Origin of the sequence: Streptococcus sp. Marseille-P7375 (assembly GCF_902460365.1) — a bacterium.
GTDB classification, from domain to species: Bacteria; Bacillota; Bacilli; order Lactobacillales; family Streptococcaceae; genus Streptococcus; species Streptococcus cristatus_I.
In genome coordinates this window covers 17420-32888 of sequence record NZ_CABPTR010000003.1, presented here as the reverse complement: position 1 = coordinate 32888, position 15469 = coordinate 17420, and the positions used below count along the sequence as shown (strand labels likewise).

20 protein-coding genes are annotated in these 15469 nt (G+C 44.3%); 3 read left to right on the top strand and 17 right to left on the bottom strand.

Going from position 1 to position 15469, the window contains the following annotated elements:
- Positions 1-96: 96 nt before the first annotated feature.
- The 3 genes from FZ954_RS07470 to metG all read right to left on the bottom strand — a co-directional run bounded on the left by FZ954_RS07470 (position 97) and on the right by metG (position 3057).
- The gene (locus FZ954_RS07470; protein ID WP_148877910.1) at positions 97-753 is read right to left on the bottom strand and encodes a DUF4230 domain-containing protein; all 657 of its coding nucleotides are present in this window, start codon (positions 751-753) and stop codon (positions 97-99) included.
- A gap of 4 nt (positions 754-757) precedes the next feature.
- Positions 758-895 (bottom strand): hypothetical protein, encoded by a 138-nt coding sequence (locus FZ954_RS11820; RefSeq protein ID WP_187759297.1) that lies wholly within the window; start codon positions 893-895, stop codon positions 758-760.
- A 164-nt stretch (positions 896-1059) separates the two neighbouring features.
- Complete coding sequence (metG, locus tag FZ954_RS07465; protein WP_148877909.1) at positions 1060-3057, bottom strand: methionine--tRNA ligase; 1998 nt, start codon at positions 3055-3057, stop codon at positions 1060-1062.
- A gap of 189 nt (positions 3058-3246) precedes the next feature.
- Between metG and FZ954_RS07460 the strand changes: the two genes are divergently transcribed.
- Positions 3247-4074, top strand: coding sequence for an exodeoxyribonuclease III (locus tag FZ954_RS07460; protein WP_148877908.1), 828 nt, complete (start codon positions 3247-3249; stop codon positions 4072-4074).
- 11 nt (positions 4075-4085) lie between these two features.
- Positions 4086-4472 carry a VOC family protein gene (locus FZ954_RS07455; RefSeq protein WP_148877907.1) on the top strand — a complete coding sequence of 129 codons (387 nt, stop codon included), beginning with the start codon at positions 4086-4088 and terminating at the stop codon, positions 4470-4472.
- 352 nt (positions 4473-4824) lie between these two features.
- Here FZ954_RS07455 and FZ954_RS07445 read toward each other — a convergent pair whose 3' ends face one another.
- The 11 genes from FZ954_RS07445 to FZ954_RS11945 all read right to left on the bottom strand — a co-directional run bounded on the left by FZ954_RS07445 (position 4825) and on the right by FZ954_RS11945 (position 12343).
- Positions 4825-5919: a nucleotidyltransferase gene (locus FZ954_RS07445; RefSeq protein ID WP_148877906.1), complete on the bottom strand. Its 1095-nt coding sequence runs from the start codon at positions 5917-5919 to the stop codon at positions 4825-4827.
- Position 5920: 1 nt separating this feature from the next.
- The gene (locus tag FZ954_RS07440; protein ID WP_148877905.1) at positions 5921-6655 is read right to left on the bottom strand and encodes a class I SAM-dependent methyltransferase; all 735 of its coding nucleotides are present in this window, start codon (positions 6653-6655) and stop codon (positions 5921-5923) included.
- A gap of 75 nt (positions 6656-6730) precedes the next feature.
- Positions 6731-7096, bottom strand: coding sequence for a ribosome silencing factor (gene rsfS / locus FZ954_RS07435; RefSeq protein WP_002915774.1), 366 nt, complete (start codon positions 7094-7096; stop codon positions 6731-6733).
- A 9-nt stretch (positions 7097-7105) separates the two neighbouring features.
- Positions 7106-7708: a bis(5'-nucleosyl)-tetraphosphatase (symmetrical) YqeK gene (gene yqeK / locus FZ954_RS07430; protein ID WP_148877904.1), complete on the bottom strand. Its 603-nt coding sequence runs from the start codon at positions 7706-7708 to the stop codon at positions 7106-7108.
- Positions 7705-8337, bottom strand: coding sequence for a nicotinate-nucleotide adenylyltransferase (locus FZ954_RS07425; protein ID WP_148877903.1), 633 nt, complete (start codon positions 8335-8337; stop codon positions 7705-7707). Before FZ954_RS07425 ends, yqeK begins: the two co-directional genes overlap by 4 nt.
- A gap of 28 nt (positions 8338-8365) precedes the next feature.
- Positions 8366-8677 (bottom strand): ribosome assembly RNA-binding protein YhbY, encoded by a 312-nt coding sequence (gene yhbY / locus FZ954_RS07420; RefSeq protein WP_005590995.1) that lies wholly within the window; start codon positions 8675-8677, stop codon positions 8366-8368.
- 48 nt (positions 8678-8725) lie between these two features.
- Positions 8726-9109 carry an MGMT family protein gene (locus FZ954_RS07415; RefSeq protein ID WP_005590997.1) on the bottom strand — a complete coding sequence of 128 codons (384 nt, stop codon included), beginning with the start codon at positions 9107-9109 and terminating at the stop codon, positions 8726-8728.
- Between the two features lie 14 nt (positions 9110-9123).
- A complete protein-coding gene (yqeH, locus tag FZ954_RS07410; protein ID WP_148877902.1) occupies positions 9124-10230 on the bottom strand; it encodes a ribosome biogenesis GTPase YqeH in 1107 nt (368 codons plus the stop codon).
- A 2-nt stretch (positions 10231-10232) separates the two neighbouring features.
- Complete coding sequence (locus FZ954_RS07405) at positions 10233-10760, bottom strand: YqeG family HAD IIIA-type phosphatase (protein WP_185780854.1); 528 nt, start codon at positions 10758-10760, stop codon at positions 10233-10235.
- Between the two features lie 183 nt (positions 10761-10943).
- Positions 10944-11603 carry a hypothetical protein gene (locus FZ954_RS11950; protein WP_262366234.1) on the bottom strand — a complete coding sequence of 220 codons (660 nt, stop codon included), beginning with the start codon at positions 11601-11603 and terminating at the stop codon, positions 10944-10946.
- Between the two features lie 47 nt (positions 11604-11650).
- Complete coding sequence (locus FZ954_RS11945) at positions 11651-12343, bottom strand: hypothetical protein (RefSeq protein ID WP_262366233.1); 693 nt, start codon at positions 12341-12343, stop codon at positions 11651-11653.
- Positions 12344-12539: 196 nt separating this feature from the next.
- Here FZ954_RS11945 and FZ954_RS07390 point away from each other — a divergent pair, with 196 nt between their 5' ends.
- The gene (locus FZ954_RS07390) at positions 12540-13166 is read left to right on the top strand and encodes a TVP38/TMEM64 family protein (RefSeq protein ID WP_148877901.1); all 627 of its coding nucleotides are present in this window, start codon (positions 12540-12542) and stop codon (positions 13164-13166) included.
- A 50-nt stretch (positions 13167-13216) separates the two neighbouring features.
- Here the strand turns inward: FZ954_RS07390 and brpA are convergent, their stop codons facing one another.
- Genes brpA through tsaE form a run of 3 tightly spaced genes read right to left on the bottom strand, consistent with a single transcriptional unit; the run spans position 13217 to position 15410 of the window.
- Positions 13217-14449 carry a biofilm formation/cell division transcriptional regulator BrpA gene (gene brpA / locus FZ954_RS07385; protein WP_148877900.1) on the bottom strand — a complete coding sequence of 411 codons (1233 nt, stop codon included), beginning with the start codon at positions 14447-14449 and terminating at the stop codon, positions 13217-13219.
- A 6-nt stretch (positions 14450-14455) separates the two neighbouring features.
- Positions 14456-14977, bottom strand: coding sequence for a GNAT family N-acetyltransferase (locus tag FZ954_RS07380; RefSeq protein ID WP_148877899.1), 522 nt, complete (start codon positions 14975-14977; stop codon positions 14456-14458).
- The gene (gene tsaE, locus FZ954_RS07375) at positions 14970-15410 is read right to left on the bottom strand and encodes a tRNA (adenosine(37)-N6)-threonylcarbamoyltransferase complex ATPase subunit type 1 TsaE (RefSeq protein WP_148877898.1); all 441 of its coding nucleotides are present in this window, start codon (positions 15408-15410) and stop codon (positions 14970-14972) included. The genes FZ954_RS07380 and tsaE overlap by 8 nt, the downstream gene beginning before the upstream one ends.
- Between the last annotated feature and the right edge of the window lie 59 nt (positions 15411-15469).

The following is a 15469-nucleotide window of genomic DNA, read 5'->3' as shown; positions in this document are numbered from 1 at the left end:
CGTCAAACCCTAGCTAACCAAGAAAAATCAGGAACAGTATGAATACTGTTCCTGATTTTTGGGTATTAGAAATAATTATCCGATTTTGAAATTGACTTATTCATTCACATTTTTAAAGGTCACTTTAGCTTCTGGGTCAATACCAGTTACAATAGCTCTATAATATTGCTCGGCTGATTGTGTGATAAGATTTTTATATTGTTTAAGATATTCTTCTTGTTCTTTATTGCTGAGCTCCTTACTAACATGCTCTCCAGTATCAATATTTTCTGTTGCTCCGCTTAACAACTCTCCGCTTGTATTATATAGTTTATATCGATCTTTGGGATTATCTGGAACCTTAACTCCTATAACTTCATATTTAGGGATAATCAACTCATACTCATGCTCAGCGATTTTCCTAACCTTGACTCCTTCTTTAATTCCGAATTTAGCCGTATAATTAAAAATGATGATTGCTTTCTTGACAGATAATGGAATACTGATATTGGTACCAGGTATTTTTTTATCTTTCTCAATCGTTTCAACTTTTTGAATTCCAACATTTAAAAAGACACTTTGGTTAACTTGTTCTAAGTGAGTGATTCGAGTATAGACTTGGGTCTGTTCATTTGAAGTATTTTTCCCTTGGAAGTACCCAATAATATTATACGTTTTTGCAACAACAAAAAAGATAGCGAGAACGGCTACCACAATCCAAACGTAAATCTTAGCTCCCAAAACTTTTCTTATGAAATTCTTAACTATTTTCATTATCCTATTTCCTCCGAATCAAAAATGCTGTTCCAAGACTAATTATAGCAAGGATAGCTGATAAATAGGGATTCAGCGGAAAAAGAACGACAATTAAAAGCAACAACAAAACAAGTGATGCAATTTTTACTATTTTCATCATTTAACTCCTAAAACCTTTTCATTAGGTATTATATATATATATGAATTGTCAAGTGTTTTTAAAAAATTATTCACAAAAAATCCCAGCATCTTGCCGGGATTCATTACTTATTAGGTTGGTTTGTTAATCGACATTTCCTATTATAGAAATTTTTCTAAATAACATTACCCAATCAAACTTCCATTTGGTACTTTCTCGTCCACAGTTAGGAGAGTCAGTTGGTCGCCGTGCTCGGCTGATAGAATCATACCTTGGCTGATGCGGCCCATCATTTTGCGTGGTTTGAGGTTGGCTACGATTTGGACTTTCTTGCCGACCAGTTCTTGCTCATTTGGATAGTATTTGGCAATACCAGAGAGGATTTGACGGTCTTCTCCGTCCCCTGCATCCAAGCGGAACTGAAGAAGCTTATCAGAACCTTCAACTTTAGAAACCTCTTTGACTTCTGCAACACGGATTTCTACCTTATCAAAGTCGTCAAACTTGATCGCTTCACGGTTAAGTTTAAGCTCGACTTCTTCGGGATTCCATTCTTTTTCAACCGCAGGTTTGTTGCCTTCCATTTGTTCTTTGATATAGTCGACTTCTGCTTCCATATCCAGACGAGGGAAGATTGGTGTGCCCTTTTCTACAACTGTCAGACCTGCTGGGAGCTGGTCAATTGCTAGGTTTTCCAGCGAAGTTGCTTGAGGCAAGCCGAGTTGACTAAGGACAGCCTTGCTGGTTTCCATCATGAAAGGTGCGATCAAGTGCGCTACAACACGAAGACTCGCTGCCAAGTGGCTCATGACTGCTGCCAGTTCTTTGACCTTGGCTTTATCTTTTGCCAGAACCCAAGGAGCGGTTTCATCAATGTATTTATTGGTGCGAGAAATGAGCGTCCAGACTGCTTCCAGCGCGCGTGGATAGTCCACCGCATCCATGTGTTTGTAGTAGTCAGCGATGGATTCAGCTGCTACCTGAGCCAAAGCCCCATCAAAGTCTGTTACATTTTCTTCATAGGCCGGCACTTGACCGTCAAAGTACTTGTTAATCATGGAAACAGTACGGTTGAGGAGGTTTCCAAGGTCATTGGCTAGCTCGTAGTTGATGCGGCCAACATAATCTTCTGGTGTGAAAGTTCCGTCTGAGCCGACTGGAAGACTGCGCATGAGGTAATAGCGCAAGGCATCCAAGCCATAGCGTTCGACCAGCATTTCAGGATAGACCACATTGCCCTTAGACTTGGACATCTTGCCATCCTTCATGACAAACCAACCATGGCCAATCAAACGTTCTGGTAATTTCACATCCAACATCATAAGGAGGACTGGCCAGTAGATGGAGTGGAAACGAAGGATGTCTTTCCCAACCATGTGGAAGACCGTTCCGTTCCAGAACTTATCAAAGTTACCGTGCTCATCTTGACCGTAACCAAGAGCAGTCACATAGTTGAGCAGGGCATCGAACCAAACATAGACAACATGTCTTGGATTAGATGGCACAGGCACACCCCAGGTAAAGGTTGTCCGAGATACGGCTAGGTCTTCCAAGCCTGGCTCGATGAAGTTTTTCAACATTTCATTAAGACGACCATCTGGAGTGATGAAGTCAGGATGAGATTTGAAAAATTCTACCAAGCGGTCTTGGTACTTGCTGAGACGGAGGAAGTAAGACTCTTCAGAAACCCACTCCACTTCATGTCCGGATGGTGCAATTCCGCCAGTCACTTTCCCATTTTCATCACGGAAGACTTCAGCCAGCTGGCTTTCAGTAAAGAATTCCTCATCAGATACAGAATACCAGCCTGAATATTCACCCAAGTAGATATCGTCTTGAGCTAGGAGACGTTCAAAGACATCAGCCACAACCTTTTCATGGTAGTCATCAGTTGTCCGAATAAATTTATCATAAGAAATATCCAAGAGCTGCCAGAGATCCTTGACCCCAACTGCCATACCATCGACGTAAGCTTGCGGACTGATACCAGCTTCCTCAGCTTTTTTCTGGATTTTTTGACCATGCTCATCAAGACCAGTCAGATAGAAGACATCATAGCCCATAAGGCGCTTATAGCGAGCCAAAACGTCACAGGCAATGGTCGTATAGGCAGACCCGATATGGAGCTTGCCAGACGGGTAATAAATAGGTGTCGTAATATAAAACGATTGTTTTGTAGTCATTTTTTAATCCTTTCAAGGCTAATGAAACCTTTTTTGATAACACTTCATTATATCATATTTCCTAGCGATTGAAAGAGGGGACTCCTCCTTCTTCTAGCCTTTTTGTAGCTTTACAATCACTTTGCTATAAATCAACTCTATCTTTTGGTATAATAAATTCAGGAAATTTCTACTAGAAAAGGACATTTTATGAAACTCATCTCTTGGAACATTGACTCTTTAAACGCTGCTTTGACCAGTGATTCTGCCCGCGCTCAGCTCTCTCAGGCTGTCCTTCGGACCTTGCAAGCAGAAAATGCGGATATCATCGCTATTCAGGAAACAAAGCTTTCCGCTAAAGGCCCGACTAAAAAACATCTTGAGATTTTAGAAGAGTTCTTCCCAGGCTATGAAAATACTTGGCGCTCGTCTCAAGAGCCAGCCCGCAAAGGCTATGCTGGAACTATGTTTCTCTACAAAAAAGAGCTAACACCAATCGTGACCTTCCCAGAAATCGGCGCTCCGTCAACCATGGATGTTGAAGGTCGCATCATTACGCTGGAATTTGACGACTTCTTCGTCACTCAGGTCTATACGCCCAATGCTGGCGATGGTCTCAAACGCTTGGAAGAGCGTCAAGTCTGGGATGTCAAATACGCTGAATACTTGGCTTCACTAGATGAACAAAAACCAGTCCTCGCAACTGGCGACTACAATGTAGCCCACAAGGAAATCGACCTTGCAAATCCTGCCAGCAACCGCCGTTCACCAGGCTTTACCGATGAAGAACGTGCTGGTTTCACCAACCTACTGGCTAAAGGCTTCACCGATACCTTCCGCCACTTGCACGGTGATATCCCTAACCAATACACTTGGTGGGCGCAGCGCAGCAAGACTTCTAAAATCAACAACACAGGCTGGAGAATCGACTACTGGCTGACCAGCAATCGCGTGGCTGACAAGGTAACAAAGTCTGCTATGATTGACTCTGGTGCACGTCAAGACCATACACCGATTGTCATGGAAATTGAGCTTTAAGGAGGAAGCCGATGGACTATCAAGCTGTCATTCCCGAATTCGTGGTATCTGACATCGACAAGTCACGCCACTTCTACTGCGACTTGCTGGGATTCTCTGTCGAATACGAGCGTCCAGAGGACAAATTTCTCTTCCTCTCGCTTGAAGACTGCCAGCTCATGTTAGAGGAAGGCAGCGCCGAAGAATTAGGCCAACTGACCTATCCTTTCGGGCGTGGTGTCAATATTTCCTTTGGCATCAAGGATGTCCCCCAGCTCTATCAAAAACTGCTGGCAGCTAACTATCCCATCCATCGTCCGCTAACGAAAAGGAAATTTCGCGTAGGAGATAGCTTTATCTACCCACATGAATTTGCGGTTTTAGATCCAGATGGATATTTTCTACGATTTAGTGAATAAGAAAAAAGAGTTTGGGACAAAAGTCCGACCTCAAATATAAAAAGCGAACAAAACTAGTTTTCTGGTAATCAGAATTCTACTTTGTTCGCTTTTCGCATTTAATTATAGATTTGAAGGGCTTAATAATTAAGATTTTTAAAAATTGAAATCTTTTTGTCCCAAACTCCTCACTTGTCTTTGGAGTGTCGAGCAAGACGCAGTGGTTGAGTGGGCTCTACTACGCTGATTTCATCAGCTTTTACAGCCCTACTCAACTGTGCGGAGGTGGGACGACGAAATCGAATTCTAACGAATGACCTATTTCTGTCCCACTCTCTATTTACAAGTAAATTTCTCAAATCTATCTATACTATCAGAGGGTATTTTGTAGTGGAAAGCGTCCAAAATTCTGCTCCGCCAGTGCAGGATTGCCCAGCTGATAAACTTTGTCAGCCTGCTGGGTCAAACTGTCCCATGGTTCCTTGCCGATTCGGCTGACCAGTTCCACCTTTCCCTTAAGCTTGGACAAATGCTGGCGTCCCTGCTCGGAAAAACCTAAGATATGAATCCCTGACGGAAGCTCTTCTTGTCTAGCTCCGACTAGGATATAGGTCAGCAGACGCCGGACCCGAGCCTTGGTATAGCGCTTGGTCGCCACCTGTTCAACTAGCTCTTCTATGGTCTCACTGCTTTTCAGAGCCTCCCTAATCCGAACGGACAACTCCTGATTGACCTGATAAAAATCTGTCAGATCCGGACAGGTCACTATCTGGTAACGGAGATAAGGAAAGAGTTCCGACCAAGTCACCTTGGGAGCCGTCTCGAGCAAATGATGGGAGGGTGTAAATTTTTTGAGAAAGTCCGGCTGATCCAGATTCTGGCGAAGAGCCGTTGCGGAGGCAAATTCTTGATCAGCTGACAAGGAATGATAACCAGCCCCCTGACGTTGAATTGGACACAGTTTTATCGCCTTTCCCGCCACAGCCTTGGCATAGGCCAAGCCCAAGATGTGGTTGGGCGTAGAGCCTGAGAAATTGAGCCCTGCAAACTCCTGCCACATGGCCTGAGTCTTCTGGGGATAGGATAGGGAATCAGGCAAACCAGCCAGATAAACCTCCATCTGCTCTGCCTTTTGACCATAGATCTTGGAAATACTCTCATAATCCAGCACTTCCTCAGTTCCAAACATTAGATGATCAATGCCCAGTCTCTCTAAGATGTCTACTGCCCCCTTAGCAAAAAAGTCCGCCGCCTGAACGCTGACCAAGAAAGGCAGCTCAAGGACCAAATCCGCTCCAGCTTCCAAAGCCATCTGCGCCCGAGTCCACTTGTCAACTATAGCCGGCTCCCCTCGCTGGACAAAATTGCCACTCATAGCGATAATTTTCAGACCAGAAGCCTGCTCCAGCAGGTATTTATGCCCATTATGAAATGGATTAAACTCTGCGATAATACCAGTGATTGTCATCTCATTTCTCCGCCACAAAGAACCAGCGAGCGCTCTTGTCAGTCGGCTCCTTGTCCTCAAAGTCCGCGTAAACCTTGACATTCTTAAAGCCAGCCTGCTCCAGCAAGATATCATAGGTCAGAATCTCATAGGTCCGCTCCTCATGCACCTCATCATGGCGCGTGAAACGCCCATCCTCATCTTGGACAAAGAAGGTCAGCTCATGCACGATGGAATGAGGCGGTTCGTCCGCATAAGAATCCCAGACCATGGCAAAGGTTTCAGCATTTTCATGATAAGAATAGCCCGGAAAAACCTCGTCAATCTGGTAAATCGAGTGCACGTCAAAGATAAAGCGGCCACCCTCATTTAGATGCTGGTAAACTTGAGTAAAGACCTGACCGACATCGACTTCGTCCTCCATGTAGCAAATTGAGTCCGAATAACAAGTCACCAAATCAAACTGACCAACGCCACTCAAATCCAGCATATTGCCTTGGATAAAGGGAATGTCCAAACCAGCCTCTCTGCTGCGCTTCTCTGCCAAATCCAGCATTTCCTGACTCAGATCCAACCCCGTCACATCAAACCCTGCCTGCTTAAAATAAATGGACTGAATGCCTGTACCACAGGCCAGCTCCAACAGCTTTTTCTTATCCTTGGGAAAATGGCGCAGGCTGAAATCCGTCCACTTCTCATACAAAGAATCATCCATAATCGCATCATAAACCGATGCGAAGGTTTCATAAGTTACCATACTTTTCCTTTCAAAAATAGCCCAGCCAGCAGGCTGACTGAGCCGAATTCTGCTTTCTTGCCTAAGGGCAAAAAATCACTTGTTTTTTTCTTCCAATAAGGCAGCAACATCCACACCAGTTGCTTCATGCCAGAGCTTTTCCAGATTGTAATGCGCCCGCATTTCCTCAGAAAAGACATGGACAACGATGCCGCCCAAGTCTAGGAGCACCCAGCCACCTGCTGCGTCGCCCTCAACATGCCCAGCAGAAACACCAGCCGCAGCAGCTTTCTCACGGATATTTTCAGCGACTGCATCCAGCTGACGGCTGTTCATAGAGCTGACGATGACAAAGTAATCTGTCACGGTGGTCAGGCCTTGCAAGTCCAAAGCCACAATATCTTCTGCACGTTTTTCATCGGCCGCCTTCACGACCAGTTCCAATAATTCTTGTTCTTTCATAGTTCCTCTTTAATTTTCTTCTATTTCCTTCAAATATCCTACAAAGGCATTATAAGTCTCCAAGGTCTGCGGATAGATAGGCATTCCCTTATGGGCTAGATGCTCCACTGTCCTTGCTGTTTCGTAGGCCACAGCTAGATCGAGCGAGCGCTGAGCCAACTCTCTGGCCTTGTCCACTCCCGGAAAATCTCGGTTGTGCTCGATATAGTCAGCGACATAGACCACCTTGTCCAGCTCAGACATGGTGCTACTCCCCACTGTATGAATCTCGATGGCTCGCAGAATCTCAGCGTCTTTCACACCTAAATCTTCTTGAATCTTGTAAATGCCCACCATGCCATGCCAGACATTGTTGCCCCAGTTTTTCAGGTCAGGATCCAGCTGGTATTTGTCAATCAAGGCTAGAAATTCCTCATCCGAGACCTTCTTTGCATAGTCGTGTAGAAGCCCTGCCAGACCCGCTTTTTCGACATCAAGACCGAAGCGCTCCGCTAATTCACGGGCAGCCTTTTCCACACCTAGACAATGCCGTAGGCGTTTCTCAGGCATGACTGTTTCCATCTTAGCCAGCAAGGCCTCACGGCCCATGCGGATATAGCTTTCATAGGTCATAGGTAAAGCCCTTCTTTCTCAATATAGTCTAAGACTGGCTGAGGCAGCAGAAAATTGGGAGTCCGTCCCTGAGCCAGAAAATCCCGCACCATACTGGAGGAAATATCCATAAGAGGGACATCCACCCAGATGACAGGGTAAGAAGTCCCCGCCTTGTAGCGCGGCCGCTGAACACCGACAAACTGAACCAGCTCAACCAGCTCATCAATCCGGTACCACTTGGGCAGATAGTCCACCATATCCGCACCGATGATAAAGTAATAGTCCGTATCTGGATGTTGCTCTGTCAGGAGCTTCATGGTGTCGTAGCTGTAAGAAATTCCCTTGCGTTCCAGCTCAATGGTTTCAATTCCTAAGCCTTCAATGCCCTCGATAGCCAGCTCCAACATTTTCAGCCGATGCTTTTCATCGATGGTCTCTTTCTTGTCCACATGGGGTGGCTCGTACTCTGGCATGAGCAGGACCTGATCTAAGCCCAACTGTTGCCGGACCTGATCCGCCACGACCAAATGAGCATTATGAACAGGGTTGAAATTCCCGCCTAATATCCCAATCTGCTTGCGTTTTTTATCTTTAACTTCTGGTTCTAATTCCACCTTGGTAAAGGGGGTCAGTAATTCAATAGCCATAGGCTGACATCTCCACAGAAATTTTTCCTTAAATTTGTTTGACTTTGACAGAAAGTTTGCGATTTTCCTTTTTGCTGGACTGCTTGTAGAGAATCAAGATCCGGCCGATCTTCTGTACTGTATCCACTCCGATTTCTTCTTCCAGAATCTCCGCAACTTCATGGATATTCTCATCTGTATTCTGCAAGAGCGTAACCTTGATCAGTTCTCGCGCATCCAGTGCCTGACGAATGCTGGTTTTAATCTGGTCATTGAGACCGTTTTTGCCAATCTGAACGATGGGCTTGAGTGAGTGGGCCTGACTGTTGAGAAAGGCTCTTTGTTTACTTGTTAATGCCATAGTTTTCCTTATTCTTTTAAAAATAGCAGAGCTTATACTCAAAGAGTATTAGTCTTGCCCGCACATGAGATTTCTTTCCAAATCAAATGAATACCGTTTCTTTTGAAAATCTTGGACATAGTACCTCATCTTTGTTTTCCCTTTTTGAATAATGCTATGTCCTTCCGCTTCCAGCAGCCCTCTTTGTACTTCAAGGCCTCCAGGATACTTCGCATTGACTTCCCCGCCTGACTTGAGCACTCGCCAATAGGGGATTTTGGCATCTTCCTCAGACCAAGCGACAATCAAAGCAGCAATACCTGAAAAAAATGGAGCACTATTATCCTGTCCAAAGTGAGTACGCAAATCAGCCAAGGTAACCACTTTGCCGTATGGTATTTGCTGAATAGCTTCCACATATTTTTCTGGTGTGATAAAAGTTGACTGGGTCATACATCCTACCTTTCTTAGATAATCGCCTTGCGCAAGACCACGTCCACTCCTTTTGGAGCCCAAGCCGCAACCTTGGCTCTGTCATTGACGCGAATCCAACCCAGACCAGAGAAGACGATATCTGTCTTGTCCTTGATGGTAAATTCATGCTTGACCAAGGCTGGAAATTCTTCCTTTTCCTTGCCAACTGGCGGCACTAAGAGACTGCCGACATGCTTGTCATAAAAGCCGCTAGCACCTTCCAACTTGGTCCGGTGGAGCTTAAGCTCATTGTCAAAATAAGCTGTGAAGCCCTGCTTGTCACCTGCCACAAAGTCAAAGCGACCTAAACCACCCAAAAAGAGAGTTTGCTCTGGATTGAGCTGATAGGTTTTGGGCTTGATTTCCTTTTTGGGGCTGACATATTTGAGATTCTTAGCAGAAAGATAGTGAGCCATTTGATGACGATGGATGATGCCTGGTGTATCATAGATATGACTGCCATCCGCCAAAGGAATCTCGATTTTATCCAGAGTTGTTCCCGGGAAGCGCGAAGTCGTAATAATATCCTTATCGCCCGTGATTTCCTGAATAATGGCGTTAATCAAAGTAGACTTGCCGACATTGGTCACGCCGACCACATAAACGTCACGTCCCTTGCGGCAATGCTCAATTTTGTCAATCAAGTCCTTAATGGCCTGCTTGTTCTGGGCAGAGGTCAGAATGACATCAACTGGACGCAGGCCTTCTTCGTGAGCCCGCTCTGTCAGCCATTGGGTCACCTTGCCATCCTTGACTGACTTAGGCAGAATGTCCTTTTTATTCCCGACCAAGAGAACATCATTTCCTGCGACAAAGCGAGGCAGGCCAGGGATGACCGAGCCATTAAAGTCGAAAATATCGACAACATTGACGACCAAGGCGTCGCTATCTCCAACCTCATGCAGAAGCCGCAGAAAGTCATCATCCGTCAGCTGGACGTCGCTGATTTCATTATAATGGCGCAGGCGGAAACAGCGCTGGCAATAGAGTTCGCCTGTCTCCAAGCCTTTTTCTAGAGCTGACTGGGGCGTGTAGCCTAGCTGGCTCTTGTCTTCTGTCTGAATAGTGGCTCCGCAGCCGATACAGAGAAGTTCTTCCATGCTTAAATTCCTTTTTTGTATTGAATTGGACCGTATTTTTCAGTGATTTTCTTGAGCACACGACGTTCACGCGCCCGATTGATCTGGGTTTTAATAGAGTCGTGCTCGACCAACGGTTTGACCAAAATCGAACGAATTCCAGCCCGATGCGCTGCCCGAATATCCGTCATGAGCTGGTCGCCCACCATGACCACTTCATTTTTTTCAAAGTGAAAAAGCTTGAGCGCCCGGTCAATTCCCCAAGTGAAAGGTTTCATGGCCCAGTAGACATAGTCAATATCAAACTTTTCAACAGCCCGCTTGACCCGTTTTTGGTTATTATTGGACACCACGATAATCCGAATACCCGCATCCCGCAAATCATGGAGCCACTTCTTCATCTCTGGGGTCCCGTCAGGATTATTCCAAGCAATCAAGGTGTTATCCAAATCCACCAAAACCGCTTTGATCCCCTGCCTTTTCAAACTCTCTACTGTCAAATCGTAAACCGCCTCGACCGCAAAGTCGGGCATGTAATCTTCAATCGCCACATCTCTCTCCAAAAATCATATTCGCACTATTATAGCATAAAATAGGCTTTTTGGCACCTATAACCCCATTTCTTCCAAGAGCCATTGGGAGATTCCCACTTCCTATTTCCCAAACAAATGAAAACAGCTCCCCAAGCGGGAAGCTTCATTTTAAAATGGGCAAAATTCATGCTCATAAGACCACTATCTATTTTTTTCGCTCTCTAACTTTTTTTCATAAAATTTTTGAAGTTTAGAAATAATACCGGTAGCACCCTCTGCTTCATCTTTTTTTATGTGAAGAACCTTAGAAAATTTCTGAAAATCCTTCTCCTCAATACCTGGTGCAATGCGAATATCAACAGATTGCCATTCACCATCTTTCTCTTCGTAGCCTACTAAAGCAACTAGAAATAATTTCCCCTCTATATGACCACGTGAAAAAAAATACGCTGTAGCACTAAAAAGACCATCGTGATATTGAGGATTAGCTTCTGCAAACAGTATAACATCTTCTTTCTTAAGTTCTCCATCAACACTAGATAAGGGTTGCTCATCTTCAATCTGTAAGCTCATTTCTACTGGAAATAACCAAAAGGATTGGTTATAACTTGAATCTGGACTCATAATTTTGCCATAGCTATTCACAAACTCTGCGACTCCTCCCAAAAGGAACAAGGAGAAATAACTAACTATAAATAGTAAAGTACATTTTTTTTCGAAATATACGTTACAGATTAAGGAAGAAATAATTAAAAATAATACAAAGAAAATAATTGTATGAGGGTGAAAAAATGTTCTTATGAGATTCTCATATGCAATCTCCCACAATTTTTGATGATATAAGTTTAGAAATTCTTCCACTATAACTCTCCTAACTTATAGAATTTTGAGTCTGGACACAAACTTACTCATAGTTTAGGCCCGTAACCATTTTTTTCTACCCATAACTTTAATTCATAAAAATTTTGAAGTTTATAAATAATACTGGTAGCACCCTCTGCTTCATCTTTTTTTATGTGAAGAACCTTAGAAAATTTCTGAAAATCCTTCTCCTCAATACCTGGGGCAATGCGAATGTCAACAGATTGCCATTGACCATTTTTCTCTTCGTAGCCTACTAAAGCAACTAGAAATGCTGCTCCTATTGTCCGATCACCCGCCAAAGAGTTTGCCACATCTTCAAACAGACCATCATAATAAATAGGATTAGATACCGCAAATAATATAATATCTTCTCTCTTAAGCTCCCCATCAATACTAGCTAAGGGGATTTCATCTACATGCTTAAGTATCGGAAGAGCGTTTTCAGGTTTTACTGAAGCAATTCTTAAAGAATCGTTGTATGGAGAAGATGGATTCATAATTTTATCATAACTGTGGGCATACTCCGCAACCATACAAAGAAGGAAAATGAGACACAACGGAATACATGTAAGCGATAATACGAGCTTTTTTCTTTTGACCAAGGAGTTAAAGTAAATATAAATAGGAAAAATGGATAGAACTAACAAAATGACGAGAAAAACGCCAAATACTTTCTCAACATGACCGAAAGCAATCTCCCACATTTTTCGATGATATAAGTTTAAATATTCTTCCACTATAACTCTCCTAACTCATAGAATTTTTAGTTCGAGCACAAGCACTCTCCTTGGTTTTTGAATACTCATAGATTATTGCTCACCAGTCACATCATTATATCATCTTTCATACTTTTTAGCACCTATAGCTTCAAAGCTTACAAAAAAAGCAAAAGATGCTATAGTAGATATGAGAATAATTCTCTTGGAGGTGTCTATGGTAAGCAAGGATCGAGAAATGAAAACTGTTTCTCCCTTTTTGCAAAAAATCATCAACTGGTCGTCCATCATCGGAGCTGTAGGGACAGTGGCCTTTTGTATCTGGGCTTACTATGCAGGAATCCTCCAGTCCAAGGAAACCTTGTCTGCCTTTATCAGACAAGCAGGCATCTGGGGACCACCTCTGTTTATCTTCCTACAAATCTTGCAGACTGTCGTACCCATTATCCCTGGCGCCTTGACCTCTGTAGCGGGCATCTTTATCTACGGGCATATCATCGGCACCATCTACAACTATGTCGGCATCGTCATCGGCTGCGCCATCATCTTCTATCTGGCTCGCACCTACGGACCAGCCTTTGTCCAGTCCGTCGTCAGCAAGCGGACCTATGACAAGTATGTGGGGTGGCTGGATGAGGGCAATCGCTTTGAGCGTTTCTTTATCTTTATGATGATTTGGCCCATCAGTCCCGCTGATTTTCTCTGTATGCTAGCCGCCTTGACCAAGATGACCTTCAAAAAGTATATGCTGATTATCGTGCTCTGCAAACCCATCACCCTCATCATCTACACTTACGGACTGACCTATATTATTGATTTCTTCTGGAAGTGGCTCGCAAAATAAGAACCACGGGCATTAAAAATCGCTCAAGCTAGAAAGCTTGGGCGATTTGTTTATTCTGAAGATGCTGATGTTGTGGGATGATCGGCAGATGATGCTGATGGTGTCGGAGCTGGCGTAGATGCAGGCGCAGAACTTGCTGGCGGTTCACTGCTAGCGCTCGGCTCAGGAGGGGTCGGTGTCGAACTACTATAGTTGGCACCTCCATAATTGCTCTCCGTTGGTTGATTGTAAATCGGCTGCTCATCATGCTGATAAGTTGTTGAAGAGCTAGAATTAGAAGAGCGCAAGCTCCGACCTCCCATCAAGTCTTCATACAGTACTGCATTGGTTTTCAGAGTCTTAACTGAAGACAAGCCCAACGTTTTCCGAATGAGATTTTGCATTTCCAGCAAATGATCAGACGTAACCAGCTGATAGCTACCGCCATCAGCCAAGGTAGCATCTTCCCCGCGCAATTGTTCAGACTGAATGCTTCTAAAGGCATCTTTGTAGCCCAATAACTGAGGGATACTTCCCGCATCCAGCGCTACATTGGTCTGCATATTCTTGCTGACTGCTCGCAAAATAGCTTGATAATGACTGATACTATTAAGACTGAGCACCTTCTCAACGACCTTTCGGATCACCTCACGCTGACGTTTCTGACGACCGTAATCCCCCTCTGGATCCTGGTAACGCATGCGGGCATAGACCAAAGCTTGGTCTCCGTTGATCAAATGCTTACCTGGCTCGACAGTCGCAGTATATTCCGGTTCATTTTCTTCGATGGAAATTGGGAAATCAAAGGTATTGTTGACTTCAATACCGCCAACTGCATCAACTAGCTGAACCAGCCCTTGCATATTGATCATGACATAGCGGTCAATATGGATATTCATCATTTTCTCAATGGTCGCGATGGCTAATTCTGCGCCGCCATAAGCGTAGGCTGCGTTTAGCTTGGCTTCTGTCGTTTCGCCTTTTTCATCGATTTGAGTCAGAATGTCCCGCTCCAAACTCATCATGACCGTCTTTTTTGTCTGAGGATTGACGGATAGGAGGAGCATGGAGTCGCTATTTCCCTGCCAAGCATCGGACCTCGAGCCACTCCCTGTATCGACCCCCATCAACAGGATTGTCAAGGGTTTGGTTTCGGCAATCACGTTCGTTTCATTCCCAAAACCTTTGTAGGTACGGGACAAGGCATCCGTTGACTGATTGTAAATGGTCCAAGCATAGCCTCCTACTCCAATGGCTGTTACAAGGAACAGACTCAAAAACATTCGTACAATTTTTTTTAACATATTTCATCAATCTATCAGTTTTCCCATCAGGTAAACATCCAGAAATATCCCTTCTCTTAAATAGACCCCTCTTTTTTGCAGGCCTTCGATTTCAAATCCTAATTCTTTATAGAGATGAACAGCTCGTTCATTTCTGACCTGAACAGTCAACTCCAAACGGCGGAGACTGCTCCCATTCTCTGCCCAATCCACAGCCTCTTCTAGCAGAATACGACCGAGACCTTGATTCCAAAAGGCTTTTTTGACAACGATAAAGACTTGCCCAATGTGGCGAATCCGCTCATGAAAATCCGCTGTGATACTGACAATCCCAGCGATTTCATTATCAAGCAAGGCCAAAAGATAAAGCTGATTATCTGACTCAGCTTGACGCTGAATGAACTGAGCCATCTGCTCTTCATCCATCAAAATCCCAGCCTCATCCAAGGTCATGTAGTCTGACTCGGCACCGACTTGATTTAAAAAGCGAATCAAGTCAGCAGCATCCGCCTTTTCGGCCTCCCGCAAGGCTAATTCAAACTCAGCCATGCAGCAATTCCTCCAGCAGTTCCTGAGAACGGCGCCCCTGACTTTCAAAGACTAGCTCGCGGCCGTCTTCTTTCTTTAGAAGAGTCAGCTTCAGATAATCATCTGGTAAACTCTCACCTAGCAATTCTCCCCACTCGATGACCGTAACTCCCTCACCAAAGAGAAAATCATCCAAGTCAATCGAGTCTGGATCTTCACCAATCCGATAGACATCTAAATGATAAAGCGGCAAACGCCCTTCATACTCGCGAACAATTGTATAGGTCGGACTTTTGATCATCTGCTTGATGCCCAGACCTTGGGCTAAACCCTTGGTAAAGGTCGTCTTACCCGCACCCAAGTCTCCTGTCAAAACCAAAACATCTTGCTCCTGAAGCAAGCTGCCGAGACGCTGACCCAAGTTGATTAATTCTTCCTCATTATAACTAAACATTCTTTTATTATACCAGAAGATTTGCGTTTGCGCTCAATTTTCTAATAGAGAGAGCAAAA